This is a genomic window from Dongia sp., assembly GCF_041909655.1.
Lineage (GTDB): Bacteria > Pseudomonadota > Alphaproteobacteria > Dongiales > Dongiaceae > Dongia.
The window spans coordinates 42,729-61,854 of the sequence record NZ_JAYRDA010000006.1 but is presented as its reverse complement, the minus strand read 5'-3'; the positions used below and the strand labels follow the sequence as shown (position 1 = coordinate 61,854).

General features: G+C 62.6%; 16 protein-coding genes. 10 read left to right on the top strand and 6 right to left on the bottom strand.

Annotated elements, in window-relative coordinates; genetic code table 11:
• The first annotated feature begins 11 nt into the window (after positions 1–11).
• The 4 genes from flgG to ACE3PR_RS13445 all read left to right on the top strand — a co-directional run bounded on the left by flgG (position 12) and on the right by ACE3PR_RS13445 (position 3,388).
• Complete coding sequence (gene flgG, locus ACE3PR_RS13460; RefSeq protein WP_374372769.1) at positions 12–797, top strand: flagellar basal-body rod protein FlgG; 786 nt, start codon at positions 12–14, stop codon at positions 795–797.
• An 11-nt stretch (positions 798–808) separates the two neighbouring features.
• Entirely contained in the window at positions 809–1,852 is a 1,044-nt protein-coding gene (flgA, locus tag ACE3PR_RS13455) for a flagellar basal body P-ring formation chaperone FlgA (RefSeq protein ID WP_374372767.1), read from the top strand.
• Between the two features lie 27 nt (positions 1,853–1,879).
• The gene (gene flgH / locus ACE3PR_RS13450) at positions 1,880–2,635 is read left to right on the top strand and encodes a flagellar basal body L-ring protein FlgH (RefSeq protein WP_374372765.1); all 756 of its coding nucleotides are present in this window, start codon (positions 1,880–1,882) and stop codon (positions 2,633–2,635) included.
• Between the two features lie 174 nt (positions 2,636–2,809).
• A complete protein-coding gene (locus ACE3PR_RS13445; RefSeq protein ID WP_374372763.1) occupies positions 2,810–3,388 on the top strand; it encodes a nucleotidyltransferase family protein in 579 nt (192 codons plus the stop codon).
• On the opposite strand, the gene ACE3PR_RS13440 is transcribed toward ACE3PR_RS13445, so the two are convergent.
• Positions 3,378–4,289, bottom strand: coding sequence for a LysR family transcriptional regulator (locus tag ACE3PR_RS13440; RefSeq protein WP_374372761.1), 912 nt, complete (start codon positions 4,287–4,289; stop codon positions 3,378–3,380). The genes ACE3PR_RS13445 and ACE3PR_RS13440 overlap by 11 nt on opposite strands.
• A gap of 130 nt (positions 4,290–4,419) precedes the next feature.
• Here ACE3PR_RS13440 and ACE3PR_RS13435 point away from each other — a divergent pair, with 130 nt between their 5' ends.
• A complete protein-coding gene (locus ACE3PR_RS13435; protein WP_374372759.1) occupies positions 4,420–5,184 on the top strand; it encodes an SDR family oxidoreductase in 765 nt (254 codons plus the stop codon).
• Between the two features lie 79 nt (positions 5,185–5,263).
• Here the strand turns inward: ACE3PR_RS13435 and dksA are convergent, their stop codons facing one another.
• Together dksA and ACE3PR_RS13425 are read right to left on the bottom strand one after the other, a co-directional pair.
• On the bottom strand, positions 5,264–5,680 hold the full coding sequence (dksA, locus tag ACE3PR_RS13430) for an RNA polymerase-binding protein DksA (RefSeq protein WP_374372757.1): 417 nt from the start codon (positions 5,678–5,680) through the stop codon (positions 5,264–5,266).
• A gap of 199 nt (positions 5,681–5,879) precedes the next feature.
• Positions 5,880–6,311 (bottom strand): flagellar assembly protein FliX, encoded by a 432-nt coding sequence (locus tag ACE3PR_RS13425; protein WP_374372755.1) that lies wholly within the window; start codon positions 6,309–6,311, stop codon positions 5,880–5,882.
• Between the two features lie 359 nt (positions 6,312–6,670).
• Between ACE3PR_RS13425 and ACE3PR_RS13420 the strand changes: the two genes are divergently transcribed.
• The 3 genes from ACE3PR_RS13420 to ACE3PR_RS13410 are packed head-to-tail and all read left to right on the top strand — an operon-like array spanning position 6,671 to position 8,549.
• A complete protein-coding gene (locus ACE3PR_RS13420) occupies positions 6,671–7,789 on the top strand; it encodes a flagellar basal body P-ring protein FlgI (RefSeq protein WP_374373461.1) in 1,119 nt (372 codons plus the stop codon).
• Between the two features lie 2 nt (positions 7,790–7,791).
• Positions 7,792–8,112: a rod-binding protein gene (locus tag ACE3PR_RS13415; RefSeq protein WP_374372753.1), complete on the top strand. Its 321-nt coding sequence runs from the start codon at positions 7,792–7,794 to the stop codon at positions 8,110–8,112.
• The gene (locus tag ACE3PR_RS13410; RefSeq protein ID WP_374372751.1) at positions 8,112–8,549 is read left to right on the top strand and encodes a hypothetical protein; all 438 of its coding nucleotides are present in this window, start codon (positions 8,112–8,114) and stop codon (positions 8,547–8,549) included. The genes ACE3PR_RS13415 and ACE3PR_RS13410 overlap by 1 nt, the downstream gene beginning before the upstream one ends.
• Positions 8,550–8,593: 44 nt before the next feature.
• Here ACE3PR_RS13410 and ACE3PR_RS13405 read toward each other — a convergent pair whose 3' ends face one another.
• Positions 8,594–9,088, bottom strand: coding sequence for a hypothetical protein (locus ACE3PR_RS13405; RefSeq protein ID WP_374372749.1), 495 nt, complete (start codon positions 9,086–9,088; stop codon positions 8,594–8,596).
• Positions 9,089–9,631: 543 nt separating this feature from the next.
• On the opposite strand from ACE3PR_RS13405, the gene ACE3PR_RS13400 reads away from it, so the two are divergent.
• On the top strand, positions 9,632–11,881 hold the full coding sequence (locus ACE3PR_RS13400; RefSeq protein WP_374372747.1) for a hypothetical protein: 2,250 nt from the start codon (positions 9,632–9,634) through the stop codon (positions 11,879–11,881).
• Positions 11,882–11,974: 93 nt separating this feature from the next.
• Here ACE3PR_RS13400 and ACE3PR_RS13395 read toward each other — a convergent pair whose 3' ends face one another.
• Entirely contained in the window at positions 11,975–13,075 is a 1,101-nt protein-coding gene (locus ACE3PR_RS13395) for a tetratricopeptide repeat protein (protein ID WP_374372744.1), read from the bottom strand.
• Between the two features lie 45 nt (positions 13,076–13,120).
• The gene (locus ACE3PR_RS13390) at positions 13,121–16,486 is read right to left on the bottom strand and encodes a tetratricopeptide repeat protein (protein WP_374372742.1); all 3,366 of its coding nucleotides are present in this window, start codon (positions 16,484–16,486) and stop codon (positions 13,121–13,123) included.
• Between the two features lie 338 nt (positions 16,487–16,824).
• Here ACE3PR_RS13390 and ACE3PR_RS13385 point away from each other — a divergent pair, with 338 nt between their 5' ends.
• On the top strand, positions 16,825–19,053 hold the full coding sequence (locus tag ACE3PR_RS13385) for a flagellin (RefSeq protein ID WP_374372740.1): 2,229 nt from the start codon (positions 16,825–16,827) through the stop codon (positions 19,051–19,053).
• Positions 19,054–19,126 lie beyond the last annotated feature (73 nt).

Here is a 19,126-nt window from a genome sequence, read left to right as displayed (position 1 = left end):
GGGAGAGAAACATGCGATCGCTTACCACAGCCGCCACCGGCATGATGGCCCAGCAGCTCAATATCGACGTCATCGCCAACAACATCTCGAACGTGACGACGACGGGCTTCAAGCGCAGCCGGACCGAATTCGCCGATCTCCTCTATCAGGATCTGCGCCGCGTCGGCACGCAATCCTCTGATACCGCCACCATCGTCCCCGCGGGCGTCCAGGTCGGCGTCGGCGTGAAGCCGATCGCGGTCTATCGCATCACCGAGCAGGGCGGGCTCATCCCGACCGACAACCCGCTCGATGTCGCCATCAAGGGACGCGGCTATTTCCAGGTGACCCTGCCGGACGGCACCACCGCCTATACCCGCGACGGCGCGCTGCGGCTTTCCAATGACGGCACCATCGTTACCGCCGACGGTTTCGACCTCGTCCCCAACATCGCCATTCCGGACACCGCCACCGGCATCAGCATCAACGCCAACGGCCAGGTCGAAGTGACCATCCCGGGCCAGGTCGAACCGCAATTGCTCGGCCAGTTGCAGTTGGCGACATTCATCAACGAGGCTGGCATGCAGCAGACCGGCGACAATCTGCTGCTGGAGACCGAGGCCTCGGGCGGCCCCGTGGTCGGCAATCCCGGCGCCATCGGCTTCGGCGTGCTGCAGCAGAACTTTCTCGAGCAATCGAACGTCAACATGGTGAGCGAGATGACCGATCTCATCACCGCCCAGCGCGCCTATGAGATCAACTCGAAAGTGATCCAGGCGTCCGATGAAATGATGCAGACCGTCAGCAACATCCGCTGAGGAGGAATGCCATGACCCGCTTGCCGCCATCGCCTCGCCGTCGCCTCGCCTATCTCATGGCCAACGCCCTTCTGGGTGGTGCCATGCTGGGCGGAATCGGCGCCACCAGCGTCGCTGCCGAGGAGACGGCCGCAATCGACCTCTATGGCTACGAGGAGCCGGAGACGACATCGCTAAGCCTGCGCAGCAGCATCATGGTCGATGACGAAGTGGTGCGCCTGGGCGACCTCTTCATGGAAAGCCTCACTTTGGGCGATACACCGGTCGCCAAGGCCCCGGCGCCCGGCCAGACGATTTCCCTCGATGCCCGCTTCCTGCGCCAGTTGGTCCGCGCCTATCGCCTGGACTGGCAGCCGGATTCCAAATTCGACCGGGTTCTGGTTGGGCGCATGAGCCAGCGGATCGAAGCCCTGCAGGTGACGGAAGTCCTCGGCGACGCTCTCCGGGAACGCAGCAGCAGCGCCGGCGGCCTCAATGTGGTGATCGATGGCGGCGACGTCGAATTCGTACTGCCGACCGATCTTGCACCGACCATCGGTGTGCAGAACCTGCAATACGACCCCACAAGTCAGCGCTTTGCGGCGCTGTTGGTGGTACCGGCGGAAGGCCCGACCGCTTTGCAGCGCGTCGTGACCGGCTGGGCGCATGAGACAATCGAGATTCCCGTTCTCAACCGCGCCCTGCCCGCCGGCACCACCGTCCAGGATGCCGATCTCGGCTGGATCTCGATCCGGGCCGATCGCCTGGTCGGCAATGTGGTGACCGACACACGCCAATTGTTGGGCATGACGACGCGGCGGCCCTTGCGCTCGAATCAGATCCTGCGCGGCAGCGATCTGGTGATGACACCGGCTGTGCGCAAGAACACGCTGGTAACGCTGGCACTGCAAAGCGGCCCGATGAGCCTCTCGCTCATGGGCAAGGTGCTGGAAGACGCGGCCATCGGCCAGTCAGTGCGCGTCATGAACGTCAACAGCAAGAAAGAACTGGTCGGCGTGGTGCGCGATGCGGGGACGATCGAGATTCCCGTCATCGGCCACCTGACCCTGAATTAAGGCCCCGAAGTGAGGAAGGAAGCCGCCATGACCCGCCACCCGAACAAAGCCGCGATGCTGGCCTTGTTGTTATCGGTGCCGCTCGCCGGCTGCGGCAACATGATCGACCGCGTCGCCGAGATCGGCAAGGAACCCAGCATGGATCCGATCGAGAATCCGATGCATGACGACAATTATCAGCCGGTCAGCCTGCCGATGCCGGCGCCCATGCAGGACATCCGCCAGCCGGCCTCGCTCTGGCGTCAGGGCAGCCGCGCCTTCTTCAAGGACCAGCGCGCCGGCAAGGTCGGCGACATCCTTACCGTGGTGATCGAGATCCAGGACCAGGCGACCCTCAACAACGGCACCACCCAGGACCGCGACGGCAGCAACAGCGCCGGCCTCGACAATCTGCTGGGCTACGAGACGATGCTGGCCGACATCTTCCCCGACGGCATCGACGCCGGCAATCTGGTCAATTCCGACAGTGCCTCCAGCACCAGCGGCACCGGCACCGTCAACCGCTCGGAAGCGATCCGTCTGCGCGTCGCCGCGGTCATCACCCAGGTCCTGCCCAACGGCAACATGGTCCTGCAGGGCACGCAGCAGGTCCGCGTCAATTACGAATTGCGCGCGCTCACCGTGGGCGGCGTCATTCGTCCCGAGGACATCAACAACGTCAACGAGATCGATTACGACAAGATCGCCGAGGCCCGCATCGCCTATGGCGGCAAGGGCACGCTTTCCGACGTGCAGCAGCCGCGCTTTGGCCAGCAGGTCTACGACATCTTCTTCCCCTTCTAACCTGACGACATTGGATCATACCGGGGCGCCCACCAGACCACGCAACACCTGACCAACAACCGCATCGGCCCGGGCTGGGGCCGAAACGCGGCACTCGTTTCATGACGGCAACTGCGCCCTTCCACCTACCCGGTGGGAGGGCACTTTTTTTGATACCTCTGCTAGAATGTCGCCATGACCGATCTCGTCGCCGCGGCACTCGCCAACCCGATCAACCGCGCCATCCTTACGCGCCTGCCGATGCTGGGCATCCCCGATGCGTGGCTGGTCGCCGGCTCGATCTATCAATCCTATTGGAACGCGCTCGGCAACCGGCCGCCGACAGCGGGGATCAAGGATTACGACATCTTCTATTGCGACACGTCCGACCTCACCTACGAAGCCGAAGACGCTGTCGTGCGGCGCGCCTCCCTCGTCTTCGCCGATCTCGATGCGCTCATCGACATCAAGAACCAGGCGCGCGTCCATCTCTGGTACCGCGATCGCTTCGGCGCGGATTGGCCGCCGGTCACCGGCGCGCGCGATGCCATCGCCCGGTTCCAAGTGCGCTGTACCTGTATCGGCCTGCAGCCCCGCGCCGACGGCACGCTGGAACTCGCAGCCCCGTACGGCCTAGACGAACTCACCCGCGGCGAACTTGTCGCCAATGCCGCCTGCCCCAATCGCGCCGGCTTCCGCGCCAAGGCCGAGAGCTACCGCGCCCGCTGGCCCTGGCTGACGATCGCCGAGGATATGACGGACCTCACGGCGTAACGTCCCAGGGCGGGGTGCCGGCAAAGGATGCCGCCATAAAATCCACCATTACCCGGACCTTGGCACTGAGATGCCGGCGACTGGGATAGAGTGCCAGGATATCGATGTCGGGCATGCGATAGTCAGGCAGGATCTCGACCAGCCGCCCTGCGCGAAGATCGGCGCCAATGAGGAAAGTTGGTTGCCAGATGATGCCCATGCCGGCCAAAGCCGCCGCGCGCGCGGTATCGCCGTTATTGCTGATCATCGCATAGCGCACCTTGGCGATATGGACATCGCCTTTCGTATCGACGAGGTGCCAATCGTTCCCAGTCACCGCGTGGCTGTAGCCGATACAGGCATGACGGGCGAGATCCGCGGGAGTCGCCGGCGCTCCATGTGCGCGCAGATAATCGGGCGATGCGCAGACGATATTTCGCGAGGCGGCAAGCTTGCGCGCCACATGCGTGGTCGTGCCGGCGCGCGAGATGCGGATGGCGAGGTCGTAGCCCTCCTCGACGAGGTCGACCACGCGGTCGATCAGGCTGACATCCAACTCGATTTCGGGATATTGCGCGGCGAAACGAGGCCAGAGCGGTGCCAGGTGCTGGATGCCGAAACTCAAAGGCGCGTTGATCCGCAACCGGCCACGGGGCCGCAAGGTCGACGAGGCGGTGATCGCCTCCGCCTCGGCCACATCCTCCAGGATCGATCGGCAGCGTTCGTAGAGTGCGGCACCACTTTCGGTGAGTGAGAATTTGCGCGAGGTACGATTGAGGAGGCGCGTATCCAGATAGGCTTCCAGTTCAGCGACGTAGCGCGTGACGTTGGCCGGCGACGTGCTAAGGGCCTGGGCCGCCTGATTGAAGCTGCCCTTCGATACCACCGCCGCAAACACCTCAAAGGCCCGAAATCGATCCATCTACCTTTATTCATAAAAACTGAATGATATATCCATTATATGGTCAGTTCATTTACTTTCAAACAATGAATATGTTCTGGGCATCGGCAGCCACGCTGGGTGGCCGCGAGAAAATCAAAAGGGTGCTCACATGAAGAGATTGTCTGGGAAAGTTGCCATCGTGACCGGCGCCAGTTCCGGGATCGGCCGGGCGACCGCGAAATTGTTCGCCGCCGAAGGTGCCAAGGTCGTGGTCGGCGCGCGCCGCGAAGCCGAGCTCGCCAGTCTGGTCGCCGAGATCGTGGCCGACGGCGGCGAGGCGGTTCATCTCGCCGGCGACGTGGTCTCTGAAGACTATGCCAAGGCGCTGGTCGCCACGGCCATCGCCCGCTTCGGCCAGCTCGACATTGCTTTCAACAATGCCGGCATCCTGGGCGAAATGGGTCCCAGCACCGAGATTTCGGAGAAGGGCTGGTCGGAAACGCTCGCCACCAATCTCACCTCGGCCTTCCTCGGCGCCAAACACCAGATCCCGGCGCTGCAGAAACAGGGCGGCGGTTCGATCATCTTCACCTCGACCTTCGTCGGCTATAGTGCCGCCTTCCCCGGCGTCGCCGCCTATGCTGCCAGCAAGTCGGGGCTCATCGGCCTCACGCAAGCTTTGGCGGCCGAGTTCGGGCCGCAGAACATCCGGGTCAATGCGGTTCTGCCGGGTGCCGTGGATACGCCGATGTATCGCAGCAAGAACGACACCGCCGAGGCACAGAGCTTCATCACCAATCTGCACGCGCTCAAACGCCCGGCCACGCCGGAAGAACTGGCGCGCTCGGTGCTCTATCTCGCCTCCGACGACTCGTCCTTCGTCACCGGGACGGCATCTTTGGTGGATGGCGGTCTGTCGATCACCCGCACCTGAAGCTGAAATGAAAACGGCGGGCCCGAGGCCCGCCGTTCACGCTTCCCCCACCAAAGCGGGTGTGTCTCAATCGTCGGCCCTAGTCATCCCGGTGCGTGCGCTCCATGCGCTCGTGGCGTTCCTGGGCTTCCAGCGACAGCGTGGCGATCGGCCGCGCTTCAAGGCGCTTCAAGGAAATCGGCTCGCCGGTCTCTTCGCAATAGCCGTAGGAACCGTCTTCGATCCGGCCCAGGGCTTCATCGATCTTTTGGATCAGCTTGCGCTCGCGGTCGCGGGTCCGCAGTTCGAGCGACCGGTCGGTCTCCAGCGACGCGCGGTCAGCCAGATCCGGCTCCGACAGGCTTTCCTCCTGAAGATGGCTCAGGGTCTCTCCCGATTCCCGCAGCAACTCGTTCTTCCAGGCCAGCAACTTCTGGCGGAAGTATTCGAGCTGTACCGGGTTCATAAAGGTTTCTTTGTCGGTAGGACGATAATCAGGCGACAGCATAGGCTTCATGCGTGGTCTCGACTGGTCGTTGCCACTTCGCCGTGCCCGCCCGCCCGTCAAACAGATGGCCGGAATCGGCAGGGCGAATTTGGCGCGGAGTATAGGGAAAAGGCGGCCTCCCGCAAGCGCGATTTGCGCTGCGGCCAAGCGACTAATTATTTGAATTTATTAAGTTCTTGTGACGGCGCTGTCGAAAGTTACCAGCGCCTTACCGGCTTAGCTTGGCCAATTCAACGGCGGCACGCAGTTCAATGTCGTCCAAAATCGCGGTCAGGACCGGGTCGTCGAGCTGCTCGCGTTTGGCGCGGACCATCTGCGCCAGCTGTTCCAGCTTCTCCCGCGGCACGATCCCCAGCAGCAGGCCGAGCCGGACCTCTTCCAGATAATCCAGCATCTGGAGGCCCCGATCCCGCGCCCGCTGACGGGCACGGCCCCGGGTGGAATCCGGCGTTTCCTGGACGGCCAGCACGACCGAGAGCGAATTGACGCTGAGCGAGGTCGAGACCTGCTGCGATTGTGCGGCGTGGGAATCGCCCAACGCCTTGGCGAACTCGGTCCCGGAACCGGCCGAGGCAGCACCACCCACCCGCCGATTGGCGGAAACGGGCTTCGGGGCAACTGGGTCGATCTTGATGGGCACGCGGGACTCACCCTTTCGGGGCTGGCAGATCACCCTCATATAATACCACGCGCCGCTAATGAAAGATTAAAGCGAATTAAGAACTTGGCGCGATGTGGCAGGGACTGGCGGCATTTATTACCGCCCGACCCCGCCGGTAGCCAAAATCTGCCCGGCGGAACCACCCTCCGGAACGAGGAAATGCCCATCTAACCGCATGAAATACGATGAAAAAACTTTCACCCGGCCGTGGCATGGAACTCGCATGAGAGGGTGAGACGGAAGAGTCACGCCTAAACGGGCAGCAGAGAGCGATGTTGAAAACAGCCAAAACCAGCCACCTTGCCGATTGCGCCCCCCGCCGGGGGTTCTGGCGCGGCATGACCGGTGCAGCGCTCGCCCTTTCCGTGGCGTTCACTTTGCTCACCCTGCCCCACCCCGCCAGCGCGCTTTCCCGCATCAAGGACATCGCCGAGTTCGAAGGCGTCCGCGAGAACCAATTGGTCGGCTATGGCCTGGTCGTCGGCCTCGACGGCACCGGTGACGACGTCAAGAAGAAGTCGCCGTTCACCCGTGAAAGCCTGATCGGCATGCTCGAACGCCTCGGCGTCAAGGTGAACCAGGCCAATGCCGATCTCGAGACCAAGAATGTGGCCGCCGTCATGGTGACGGCCACCCTGCCCGCCTTCTCGCGCCAGGGCGCCGAGATCGATGTCACTGTCTCTTCGCTTGGCGATGCCTCCAGCCTCCAGGGCGGCACCCTGCTGGCGACACCGATGCTGGGCGCCGATGGCGAAATCTATGCGGTGGGCCAGGGCCAGATCACGATCGGCGGCTTCAAGGCGCAGGGCGAGGCCGAGACCATCGTCCGCGGCGTGCCCACCTCCGGCCGCATCACCCGCGGCGGCATCGTCGAGCGGGAAGTGCCCTTTGCTCTCTCGCAGTTGCAAATGATCAAAGTCGCCTTGCGCAACCCCGATTTCACCACCGCGCGCCGCATCGCCGATGCCATCAACGAATTCGTCGGCGGCGGCACCGCCTATGCCATGGATCCCGGCACGGTCCAGCTCTCCTTGAGCAATTACGCCGGCGACCCCACCGCCCTCCTCACCGATATCGAGCAATTGCCGATCGTGCCGGATCAGCAGGCCCGCGTGGTCATCGACGAAAACACCGGCGTCGTCGTCATCGGTCAGAACGTGCGCATCAGCAAGGTAGCGATCGCGCAAGGCAATCTCACCATCCGTATCACCGAAACGCCGCAGGTCTCGCAGCCTTCGCCCTTTTCGAATACCGGCGTCACCACCGTCGTGCCGCGCACCAATATCGATGTCGAGGAAGACGCCGATCGTCAGCTCGCCATTCTCGAAGACAGCGTGACGCTGGAAGAATTGGTGGCCGGCCTCAATTCCCTGGGCGTGGGTCCCCGCGATCTCATCTCGATCCTGCAATCGATCAAATCCGCCGGCGCATTGCAGGCCGACATCATGGTGCAGTGATCATGAGCGATATCGGTATCCCCACCCAAATCGATCCCAGCCTGATTGCCGGCGGCAATACCGCCCAGCGCAATCAGCAGCCGAAGAACGCCGCCGAGATCCGCGCCATCGCCGAGGATTTCGAAGCCTTCTTCGCCGGTCTGGTCTTCGACGAGATCACCGCCGAGATGGAGCCCGATCCCCTGACCGGCGGCGGCCAGGCCGAAGGCATGTTCCGCTCGCTTCTCAATCAGGAATACGGCAAGAGCGTCGCCCGCACCGGCTCGCTCGGCATTGCCGATATCGTTCAGCGCCAATTGTTGCAGCTTCAGGAGACTCAGTGATGACCAAGACCGAACGCGTCACCGATCTGCTTGCCGTCACCTCGCAACTGATCGGCTGCATGGAACGCGAACTCGAAATGCTGCGCAGCCTGAAGCCGACCGAACTCAAGCAATTGCAGATGGACAAGGTGGCCCTGGCCGACGCCTATCAGGCCTTCACCATGGCCCTGAAGGAGCCGGGTGAGGATATTGCCGCGGTCAGTCAGGCTTTGCGCGATGAGCTGACCGAGGCCACCGAACGCTTCCAGGGTGCGGTCCAGGACAATCTCCGCGCCTTGAAGGCGATGCGCGACGTGAACGAGCGCGTGATGCGCGCCGTCGTGGTGGCGCTGGAAGAAAAGCGCGCCTCGGTGACCGGCTACAACAATCGTGGCGGCATTACCAAATCCCGCCGCCAGGTCCCTGCCTGCCCGGTCGCCGTACAGCAGCGGGCATAAAAAAAGCGCCATCGGCGCCGGTCTTCGCATATGCCAAACGCTGATCAGACCGTGATGTCGACCCGGGCCGTGCCGGCACTGCTACTCACACCGCCGCTCGGCAAGGCTGGCGCGCTGGCAACGACCGGCGCCACATCGGCACCCCCTGCACTCGCCCCATTGGCCGGTTGACGCGTCGGCGCCGTCACGACGTTGCTTTCCGACTGGGCATCATTCGCAGCCGGACGCGCTTGCCGCGTCGCCCGCTCGCTCTCGGCATATTTCTCGAGATAATAATCGGTCGGGAATTGCTGCACGACCTCGCCGGTCTCGGGCTCCTGGCGCAACAGCACGATCTTGCCGAAATCCGGCCGGTACGAGAACTCGAAACTGTTGAAACGCAGCGTCTCGCTCAGATTGACGACCTTGCTCTCGCTCGCCTGGGGCGACGTTACCGGGGCGCTGGCCTCCGACGACAAGACAGCATTGGCCGACGCCGCCCGCGTATAAAGCGGGGAGCTCGTCGAACCCGTGTCAATTGCCGCCGCAGCGTTTACCATTCGGCAATAATTCCTGCGCTATCGTCTGCCCGCTATCGTCGGAAATCCGCGATAGGTGGGGGTGAAAACACGCGATAAAAGCCTTTTTGGGCGGGAAACGCGATCGCAAATGGGCAAACGCGATGCGCCCAAAATAAAGTCACCCAGATTCCAAGATATGCAAGACCCACAAAATAAGCAATAGGCGTCAATGCCTAAGCACACATCTGTGCTCATTTCTCCCCTGCGCGCGAAGCCCTTAGGGCTTATTTCTGATGTGACGCTTCATGAGCGGCCGGCGGGATCGGTCTAAATCTGCCGCCCCTACGTGCCTCAGGGCCAGGCCAAACTGCAGAAAATGCCGGTTTGACCAGGCCGATCCTGCCTCCCGCGGCAGGCTCTGCACCCCACCCGGCGTCTGCAAAATTCATTTTTTACTTTATAAATCAATAATTTAAAACTTGGCACGCGACCTGCATAACAGCTCCCGAGACGTGGCGGAAATCGCTGCCAGACGGCCCAAAACGGTCGTCTTCGTCGCAAAACACATTCGGGAGAACCCAGATGGCGACCAATGACATTCAATTGACGGCTGGGATCCGCAGCAACCTGCTGCTGTTGCAGCAGACGACGACCAAATTGGATCGGACCCAGCAGCGGCTCGCGACGGGCAACAAGATCAATTCCGCCCTTGATGGCGCGGTTGCCTATTTCGCATCGAAAGGCCTCAACCGGCGCGCCGACGATCTCTCCACCCTGAAGGACTCGATCGGGCAATCGATCAGCACCATCAAGGCGGCGGATACCGGCGTCAGCGCCATCGAATCCTTCATCGACCGCGCCCAGGGCTTTATCACCACCGCCTATAGCAACCTCAACGACGACCAGGCATCGATCGACCTCCGGGCCTCGCTGGCCGAGCAGTTCAACAGCCTGCTGCGCCAGATCGACAAGGCCGCGCAGGACAGCGCCTATCAGGGCAAGAACCTGCTGCTCGGCTCTGGCCTCCGCCTGGACGCCACCTCGTCCTCCAAGACAGCGACCAACGCCCTTACCGGTGTCAGCAATACCCGCGTCACCAATGTGAAGTCGGCGGACGATTACGTCATCTCGATCGAAGGCGACGGCGCCATCAGCGCCAATGCCAGCGATGTCGCCAACGCCGAACGCGATCGCGGCATCCAGAACCTGCAGATCGGCGGCTTCCAGAGTCTCACCAACGGCAATCTCGACCCGCTCTCGATCCGGTATACCGGCGGCAAGGGCAAGGCCAAGACTTTCACCGTCACCGAAGGTGGCGTCACGGTCACCAAGACCTATACGCTGGATCAGTGGGCGGTGGCGAAGTCGACCGGCAAGATGCTGGCCTTCGACCACAAATTCGCTTCCGGCACCAACATCCACTTCGATATCGATTTCGACGAAATCGACAACGTGCCCGATACCTACGGGCTCGGCACCTCGGTCGTCGAGAAACTGACCAACGTCGCGGTCGCGGCTACCAATTTCAACGGTGTCGGCCAGGAGATCAGCCGCGACGGCATGAACCTCGACGGCCAGCAGAAACTGGCCAATGGCGAGAATTCCTTCGGCTTCGACAGCGGCACGCCACGCGTCACCATCGATGAACGCACCATTCTGCAGGCATCGAAATATTCGGCGGCGGTCGGCCTCTCCTATGGCAACGCGTCCGGGGCGATTTCCGGCGCTCCGTCCATCGCCACGACGCCCGCGGTCTCGACCGGCATCGCCAATGACTTTACCTATACGCTGCAGGCTTCGGCCAGCGCCGCCAATTTCGACTTCGTGACCGGTCGCTTCACCGGCTATGACGTCACCTTGAATGGCCCGGCCGGCCTCGTCACGGTCAGCATCACGGCCGATGGCGCCACGACCTTCCCTGCGGTCGCCGACAACAACCAGGACGTGACCCTGGACTTGCGCCGCGTCGGTCTGATCGGCGTCGCCACCGCCGTTGCATCCAGCGCCGGCGATGTCGAAGCCACCAAGCGGTCGCTCGGCGGTGCCCTGCCGGCATCGAACGTGTCAGTGACCGCGATCTCGGGCTTCGCAGACAACCTTGCCCACACCCTGACGGTCAATGTGAAGACCGGTGTGTCGGACTCGACGTTCGTGCTCAGCGACGGCTTCGGCGGCACCGCGACGGTGACCGGCACCCTCGACTCCGCGCAGGCGCTTAGCTTCACCATCGTGGGCGGCGTCAACAGTGGCGCCACCTTCTCGCTCAATATCGGCGGCACGCCGCTGACGCCGGAATCGGAAGGCGCCCTCACCTTCAATGCGATCGGCAACTTCACCGCGCCCGACCAATGCCTCTTCGACGTGCGCGCAGCGAATGTGGGCGAGAGCGCAACACTCAAAACCGAGCAGGTCACCGACGGGACGGATCAGAACAATCTGACGGTGCAGCTCAACGAGACCAACACCACGCAGATCACGGTGGTCAGTCAAAACGTACAGACAGACGGCCAGGGCCTCGCCATCGACTTTGCCCAGAACGGCTGGCGTGACCGTGCCGACATCGATTTCGCAGCCAAGACACTGGCCGAGGCGAAATTGCGTCTGCAATCGGCAGCGTCATCCCTCAACAGCAATCTCGACATCATCACCGTCCGCCAGAACTACACGGTCGAATTCATCAACGTCCTGGCGGAAGGCTCGAACCAACTGGTCCAGGCCGACCAGAACGAGGAAGGCGCCAACATGCTGCAGCTCCAGACCAGGCAGCAGCTCGGCACCATCAGCCTCAGTCTGGCCAACCAGGCACAGCAGGCGATCCTGCGATTGTTCTAGCGCGTTGATCGACATTCTCCGATTCGCTCCCGGAGAATATCGATCGCAACGGAGCCGCGGCCAAACTTTGGCCGCGGTTCTTTTTTTGGGCGATCAGTTGATCTTGATGATGTTGAGCTTGGGCAGGCCGGCGGCTGGATCCGCCGCCGGTGCTGGTGCTGGTACCGGCGCGGATGCCTGTGCCGGCACAGCGCCGACAACTTTCGGGCCGGGCGCATCCCCCACCATGATTTGGACGCGGCCGGCGCCCAGCAGCACCCGATCGGCCAGGGCGCGGACCCGGGCATCCGTGCCTGCCAGCGCGACAGCACGTTCCGTCGCCATGCGCGCCGTCACTTCTTCGCCCGCGCGATCGGCCGTCTCGGCCAGGAAAACCCAGGCATCGACGCTGCGCGGGTCGATCGACGTCGCCCGTTTCAGGGCACGCAATGCGACGTTGGTCTGGCCCAGTTCGTGGGCGGCAATGCCAAGCCCGAGCACGGCGCGGTAGTTCTCCGGCTCGCGCTCGGTCGCGACCTGGAAATGCGACAGGGCGTCGGCATGATCGCCGCGCTCCAGCAGCAGGCGGCCAAGATTGATTCGGGCGTCGACATTCCTGCCGTCCAGCGTCACGCATTTCGCCAGCGCGTCCAGTGCCTGTATCTTGTCGCCGGTCGCCACCAGGTTGACGCCCAGCATGTTCCAGGCCGCGGGATCGCCGGGGGTAAGCTCGGTCAGGCGCCGCAACGCCGCGACGGCCTCGATCGGCCGGTTGATTTCGCGCAACGTCACGCCGAGATTGTAGAATGCCATGGCATAGTTGGGATCGATCTCGGTCGCCTTGCGGCTGGCATCGGCGGCGTCAACCGACCGTCCGGCGCTCATATAGGCAGCACAGAGATTGTTCCAATAGAGCGCCTCGCTCGGCCGCGCATGACAGGCGGCGGTCAGATAGGCGATGCCCTGGTCGAGCCGCCCCGTCCGCGCCATCAGCATGCCGAGCTGATGCTTGATCTCGGGATGGGCCGGCGCCACCTTCTCGGCTTCCAGCAACGCTGATTCCGCTTCATCGAGAGCCCCGAGTTGGGCCGCCTTGATGGCACGGCTGATGACGTTCTCGACAGCGCTGTTAACCTCGCCGGCCTTTGCCCCTGCGATGCTCTTCTTGGTCTTTTCCTGCGACTTGGCGAGGGTACGGCGCTCTTTGCGATTCATCGGCTTCTCCCGCGGCGCGGATGTCGCGCCAGAACTTTGCAACGATCAGCGCAACAGCGCGGCCACTATTTCCGGCAGGTCGGCAATCTGCTCGGCCGAGCTCAAATGGATCGAGCGGGCGTCAGGATACCATATGCACGGCTGGTTGCGATCCCCCCAGGCCCAGTGTGCCAACCGGCCGCAGAGCTTAACCGTTTTGACTCCGGCCGCGGCGGCAAGATGGGCTGTCATTTCCTCGGCCGTCACCACGGCATCGAGTGCTGCCAGCCGCGCGGCCATGCGCGCCAAATCCGCGTCGCCATGCGGATCGAGAACCGGAAGCTTGATTCCGGCTACCTCGGAAAGGGCCGCCACCTCCTCCGCCTTCTGATCGCTCTGCAACAGCACGATCCCCAGATCGTTGCGCAGCAGGAACGGCACGATCTGTTCCAGCAGCAGCGTGAGGCCGGCAGACACGCCCGGCTCACGCCAGGAAAGCCCCACCAGGCGCCGCCCCGGCAGGGCCGATTGATAGGCATCGCGATAGCTGCGCACCAGGGCTTCGTCCGGCCGGATCGCCGGTGCCGCGACCACCCCCTGACGCAGGGCCTGGCTGGCACCGGCGCCGGCAAGATCGCCCAGGCTGGCAATCATCTGGATCCGCGCCGTGGTCAGCTCGGCCGGCAATGTAGCGCCGGCCGGGCGCAATTCCCATTTCCGGTTGGGCAAGTTCAGCAGCGGCAGCAGGCGTTGATCGCATTCGATGATCCCGGGCCGGCTGGTTCCGGTCAATTGCTCCAGCAAGCCGGTGAACATCAATTGTTCCAGCAGCGTCCGTTCGGCGCGCAGCAGCAGGCGCTGGCGCCGCAATTTTCCGCCGGTCCAGACATCCGGCCGCAGGTCGGGATCGACCATCGCCAGATGGCGCGGCATTTCGCCGGGCCGCTCGGCAAACCGCCACATGAAATGTTGCCAGGCTTCAGTGGAAGGCTCGGGCTCGCGCAGCATGATCTCGGCAAGCCCGACATGCGCGGCGCGGAAATTGGGATCGAAATTGAGCGCCTTGTTGAAATTGATCTGCGCCAGTTCGGTCTCGCCCTCCAGCATTTGCAGTCGCGCCAGGGCTTGGCGCGCCTCGACATCCTCGGGGCGGTGACGCAGGATTCGGGCGAAGTAATCGGTGGCCTCGTCAAACCGGCGCTGGCGCGTCAGCAATTGGCCAAGGGCGTTAAGCAGCTTGGCATCGGTCTCCGCCTGGCGCAGCGCGTCCCGGGCCAGACGCTCGGCCTGCTGCGGCTGGCCGCTGGCATCCAGCGCGCCGATAAGATCGCCCAGTATCTCGCTGTCGCCCGGGCGCAATGCCATCGCCCGCGACAGAATCTGGACGGCATCCTGGGCAACACCCGCCTGCAGCGCGGCAAGGCCGATGATATGCATCGCTTCGCCGGTATGGGCGCCGCTCTCGACCAGGCGGCGGGCAAATTCCTCGGCGTCGGAAACGCGCCCGAAACGGTGCATCACCCGCATGCAGCGAAGATCGGCTTCCGCGCGCGCCGCCGCGAGATCGATATCTGAGACATGGGCAAGCCGGTCGGCGACGGCACCGATCACCGGCGCCCAATCGCCACCGTTTTCTGGCAGCGAGCGGAACAGGCGCAGGCTGGAATACCAGATCGTGTCGGACCGCTCGAGTTGCCAGCGCCAGTCCGAATTGACCGGCAGCATGGCCCAGCAGGGAACGCCCAGGGCGCCGGCGAAATGGATCGTGCTGTTATCGACCGAAATCACCAGATCCATCGCCGCGACCTGCGCGGCGAAGGGATCCATGATCATCATGGGATCGATCTCGGGATCCCACAGAACCTCGACACCCAATTCCTCCTTAAGCGCCGCAATATCCTCGTCGACGGCGCCGTATTGCAGGGAAATGAACGCGCAATCCGGGACCTCGAAAATCCTGCGCCAATGCGGCAGGTCGATCGAGCGGATGACGGCGCTGTCGCGGTTGCCGCTGCGCCAGGAAATGCCGACCAGCTTTTTGCCTGGAAATCTCTCCTGATAGCGCTGGCGCAGCTTTTTCATCAATGCCGGATCCGGCACCAGATACCCGTCACGATGCGGCAGCTTCTCCATGTCCGCCTTGAGGAGGATCGGCAGATCCGCCATCGCCGCGCGGGCGCGCAGGTGATGATGCTTCCAGTTCTTTGGCAGATTGTTGCGGTCGACCAGCGACATATCCGGGAAGCTGCGCTGGAACAGGCTGATCAGGCGGACGGTGGTCTCCAGCGTCACGCGCTTGGCCTTGTGCCGCAATTCCGGGAAAAGATGCGCGCTCATGACATGGTCGCCGACGCCCTGCTCGGCAAAGATCAGCAATTCGCCGTCTTCCAGGGGCGACCCATCCCAATCCGGGATCGGCAAATCCCACTTGGCGTCGTGCGTGTCGCGCCCCCAACGCGCTTCGTAATACTTGAAGGCGGTTTCATAATCGCCGACGCGGAAGGCATTGAGCGCACGCACCATCAGCAACTGCGCCGAATCGGGGTGCTGCTTCAGGATGACTTCCAGCGTGCGCTGCGCCTCGGCAAAATTCCCGTCATTCATCTGCAGGACGCAGAGTTCGCGCATCGCCTCCATGGAATCGGGCAGCCGCGAGATATAGCGATCGACCAGCTCATAGCTGCGCTCGAACAATCCGCTCCAGCTGTAAAGCTCGGTTATGCTCTTGAAGAGCGTCCAATCCGCCGGCATGCCGTCCAGCAAACCCAGCCACAGGCGCTCGGCTTCGTCCTGCCGGCCCAACCGCTCGCAGGCGATCTGCCGCAAGACCCTGGCGCGCTGGTTGCCGGGCGAGATCGCCGCCAGATGATCGAGTGTCGTCAGAGCCTTGTCCGCCTGTCCCAGCATGATCTGCGACCAGGCCAGTTGCCACAATGCATCCTCGTCATCCGGCGTGATCGCCAGGATCTGCTCGCAGTAATGCGCCACTTCCTTCGATCGGCGCAATTGCATGAAACAGCGCGAGAGGCTGGCCAGCAGCGGCAGGCGCGTCGGCGCCCGCTCCAGGCCGCGGCGGAAGATCGATATGGCCAGGGTCAGGTGGCGGGCGTTGTAGAGCAATTCACCGAGACCCTGATAGGCGTCGATGCGCATCGGATCCGCCTTGATCGAGCGGCGGAACAGGATTTCGGCCGCCGTGATGTCGCGGCGGTCGCGGTGGAGGATGGCAAGGTTGAATAGCGCTTCGGGGTGATTGGGGTCCAGCTCGACGATTTCGTTGAGCGTCCGCTCCAGCTGTTTCAGCTTGCCGGCTTTGTGCTCGGCCGCGCACCGCACCAGCAGCCGGTTGATCTCGGCCGTATCGGCCGCGGTATTTTGAGGTGAAGCGTTTGGCACGGCGGGAGAATCCAGGACGACCGGCGGGACGGACATGTGACAGTCTCCTCGAGAGGTCTTCTGCCGCGCTGGCGGGTTCAAACTAGGGCGTTGTTGGTTAACAATATATGAAGTTTAAGGTCTTGATTCGACGTGAATAAATTGCCTGGTTAATCTTCCTTAACCGGCAATACTTACCCGCGATCCGGCAATTTTTGCCCATTTGGACTGGATTGTCGCTAGGCAAACTTTGCCGCGACCCTCGAAAAACGGCGCAAACCGGCACTTTCTGCCTGTTGGCAAGGTAATTGCTACCTATCTGCCGCACGCCTCTGTCGGGCGCGTCGGCCTTGCAAAGCACGGCCGCCACATAAGCCTCCAAAGGGAGCTTTTAAATGGCTGATTCAATCGCCCTTTCGTCCTCTATTCGAAGCAACCTGCTGCTGCTGCAGCAGACCACGACCCAGCTCGACAAGACCCAGCTCCGGCTGGCCACGGGCAACAAGATCAACTCCGCTCTGGATGGCCCGGCGTCGTTCTTCGCCGCCAAAGGCCTCAACCAGCGCGCTGGCGATCTCGACGGCCTGAAGGACAATATCGGTCAGGCTATCAGCACCGTGAAAGGTGCCGACGAGGGTATCTCCTCGATCGAAACCTTCATTGAACAGGCCCGCGGTCTGACCACTCAGGCGCTCGGTTCCTTGGGCAATGACGCCAACTCCGTTGCGTTCCGTAACAATCTCGCGAACTCGTACAACAACCTGCTTCGCCAGATCGACTCGGCCGCCAAGGATTCTGGCTATCAAGGTAAGAACCTCCTGGTCGGCAGCGGCCTGCAGATCGCCGCGACGGCGTCTTCCAAGACCACCGTCAACTCGCTCGCGGGCGTCAGCGGCGCGACCGTGACCAACGTCGTCAGCACTGATACCTACGAAATCAGCGTTGTCGGCGACGGTGCCATCACCGGTTCTGCCAACGACATCGCCAATGCGGAAAAGCTGCGCGGCATCAGCAACCTGGAAATCACCGGGTTCGCCAATACCGCGGAATTCAACTTTGATTCGATCAGCATCAAGTTGAGCGGCGGTACCGGTAAGGCCAAGACCTTCACCATCACCGAAGGTGACCAGACCTTTACCACCACCTTTACCGTGTCGGAATGGGAAGCGGCCGAAGCCCAGGGGACGATCCTTCGTCTCTCGAACAGCTTCGACAGCGGCACCCGGATCAGCTTCGACGTCGATTTCGACGCCATCGAAGACGTGCCGGATACCGCTGGTGTCGGTACCAGCATCATCGAGAAGAACGTCAACCTGCAGGTGATCGCCGAAAATCAGAACGGCGAAACCATCACCCGCGACGGTCTTAACCTGCTCGGCAACGGCAAGGTCGCCAATGGCGAGAACGCGTTTGCGTTCGATTCCGGCACTGCGCGCGTCAAGATTGACGAGCGTCAGATCCTGCAGGCGTCGAAGTACAGCGCGGCGGTGAGCAGCTCCTATGGTACGGGCGCTGGTGCCGTCACGGGCGTCACTGCAACGAGCGTCACTGCCGACGACACCATCAAGTTGACGGCGACGGGGACCAGCTTCAACTACCTGACCAACAACTTCGACACCTATGCGGTGACGTTGGCCAGCGGCGGCGGCAGCACGGATACCATCTCGCTGACGGCCTCCTCGGTTGCGGCCGGCACCATCAGCACGGCGACGGGTATCGGCACCAACAACAGCACGGCCACCTACGACGTGGACTTCAACTACAATGAGTTGAAGTACATCACCACGGCGGGCTCTGCTGCTGCGGCCGAAATCAACAGCACGGCGGAAGTGAAAGCCAACTCGGTGACGGCGAGCGTTCAGGCGGCCAGCGGCTTCCTCGACAACGCCGTCAGTGCCGTGAACGCGAAGTTCTCGGGTACCAGTGCTGCGGCCACTCTGACCATCTCCGATGGCAAGGGCGGTACGGCCACCGTGTCGTTCACCGGCGCGTCGACCTCGGTTACGGCGACGATCTCGGGTGGCGTCAACGATGGTGCGACGATCTCGTTCGACGTTTCCGGCGTCACCTCGGCCCAGTTGCTGACGGGTACGACGGAAATCGACTACAAGGTCCGCGGTGATTTCACGGCTCCCCGTGACGTCCAGTTCGACGTCCGCGGCACCAATGCTGGCCAGACGGCGACGCTTGAAACTGAACAGCTGGTTGACGGCACCGATGCCAACAACCTCACTGTGCAGCTCAACGAAACCAACACCTCCACGGTGACGGTGGTCAGCCAGAACGTCCAGACGGACGGTCAGGGTCTCCAATTGGACTTTGCCCAGAACGGCTGGAACGATCGTGCCGACATCGAGAACTCGATCCGACAGCTCGATGCGGCCAAACTGAAGCTGCGTGCGGCATCGTCGTCGCTCGGTACCAACCTCAACATCATCCAAACGCGCGAGACATTCACGGCTGAATTCTCGAACGTGTTGAAGGAAGGCGCCGGCAAGCTGACCCTGGCCGACCAGAACGAGGAAGGTGCCAACATTCTGACGCTGCAAACGCGTCAGCAGTTGGGCACGATCTCCCTCAGCCTGGCCAACCAGGCCCAGCAGGCGATCCTGCGACTGTTCTAATTTTCCTAGAACGGGTAGAGTTGGGCGGCGGCGGCAACGCCGTCGCCCGCTCCTCCCACCAATACCCGGCCGC

Coding starts and splice junctions, on each gene's coding strand:
- flgG (WP_374372769.1), top strand. CDS start 12: ATGCGATCGCTTACCACAGCCGCCACCGGCATGATGGCCCAGCAGCTC.
- flgA (WP_374372767.1), top strand. CDS start 809: ATGACCCGCTTGCCGCCATCGCCTCGCCGTCGCCTCGCCTATCTCATG.
- flgH (WP_374372765.1), top strand. CDS start 1,880: ATGACCCGCCACCCGAACAAAGCCGCGATGCTGGCCTTGTTGTTATCG.
- ACE3PR_RS13445 (WP_374372763.1), top strand. CDS start 2,810: ATGACCGATCTCGTCGCCGCGGCACTCGCCAACCCGATCAACCGCGCC.
- ACE3PR_RS13440 (WP_374372761.1), bottom strand. CDS start 4,289: ATGGATCGATTTCGGGCCTTTGAGGTGTTTGCGGCGGTGGTATCGAAG.
- ACE3PR_RS13435 (WP_374372759.1), top strand. CDS start 4,420: ATGAAGAGATTGTCTGGGAAAGTTGCCATCGTGACCGGCGCCAGTTCC.
- dksA (WP_374372757.1), bottom strand. CDS start 5,680: ATGAAGCCTATGCTGTCGCCTGATTATCGTCCTACCGACAAAGAAACC.
- ACE3PR_RS13420 (WP_374373461.1), top strand. CDS start 6,671: ATGACCGGTGCAGCGCTCGCCCTTTCCGTGGCGTTCACTTTGCTCACC.
- ACE3PR_RS13415 (WP_374372753.1), top strand. CDS start 7,792: ATGAGCGATATCGGTATCCCCACCCAAATCGATCCCAGCCTGATTGCC.
- ACE3PR_RS13410 (WP_374372751.1), top strand. CDS start 8,112: ATGACCAAGACCGAACGCGTCACCGATCTGCTTGCCGTCACCTCGCAA.
- ACE3PR_RS13405 (WP_374372749.1), bottom strand. CDS start 9,088: ATGGTAAACGCTGCGGCGGCAATTGACACGGGTTCGACGAGCTCCCCG.
- ACE3PR_RS13400 (WP_374372747.1), top strand. CDS start 9,632: ATGGCGACCAATGACATTCAATTGACGGCTGGGATCCGCAGCAACCTG.
- ACE3PR_RS13395 (WP_374372744.1), bottom strand. CDS start 13,075: ATGAATCGCAAAGAGCGCCGTACCCTCGCCAAGTCGCAGGAAAAGACC.
- ACE3PR_RS13390 (WP_374372742.1), bottom strand. CDS start 16,486: ATGTCCGTCCCGCCGGTCGTCCTGGATTCTCCCGCCGTGCCAAACGCT.
- ACE3PR_RS13385 (WP_374372740.1), top strand. CDS start 16,825: ATGGCTGATTCAATCGCCCTTTCGTCCTCTATTCGAAGCAACCTGCTG.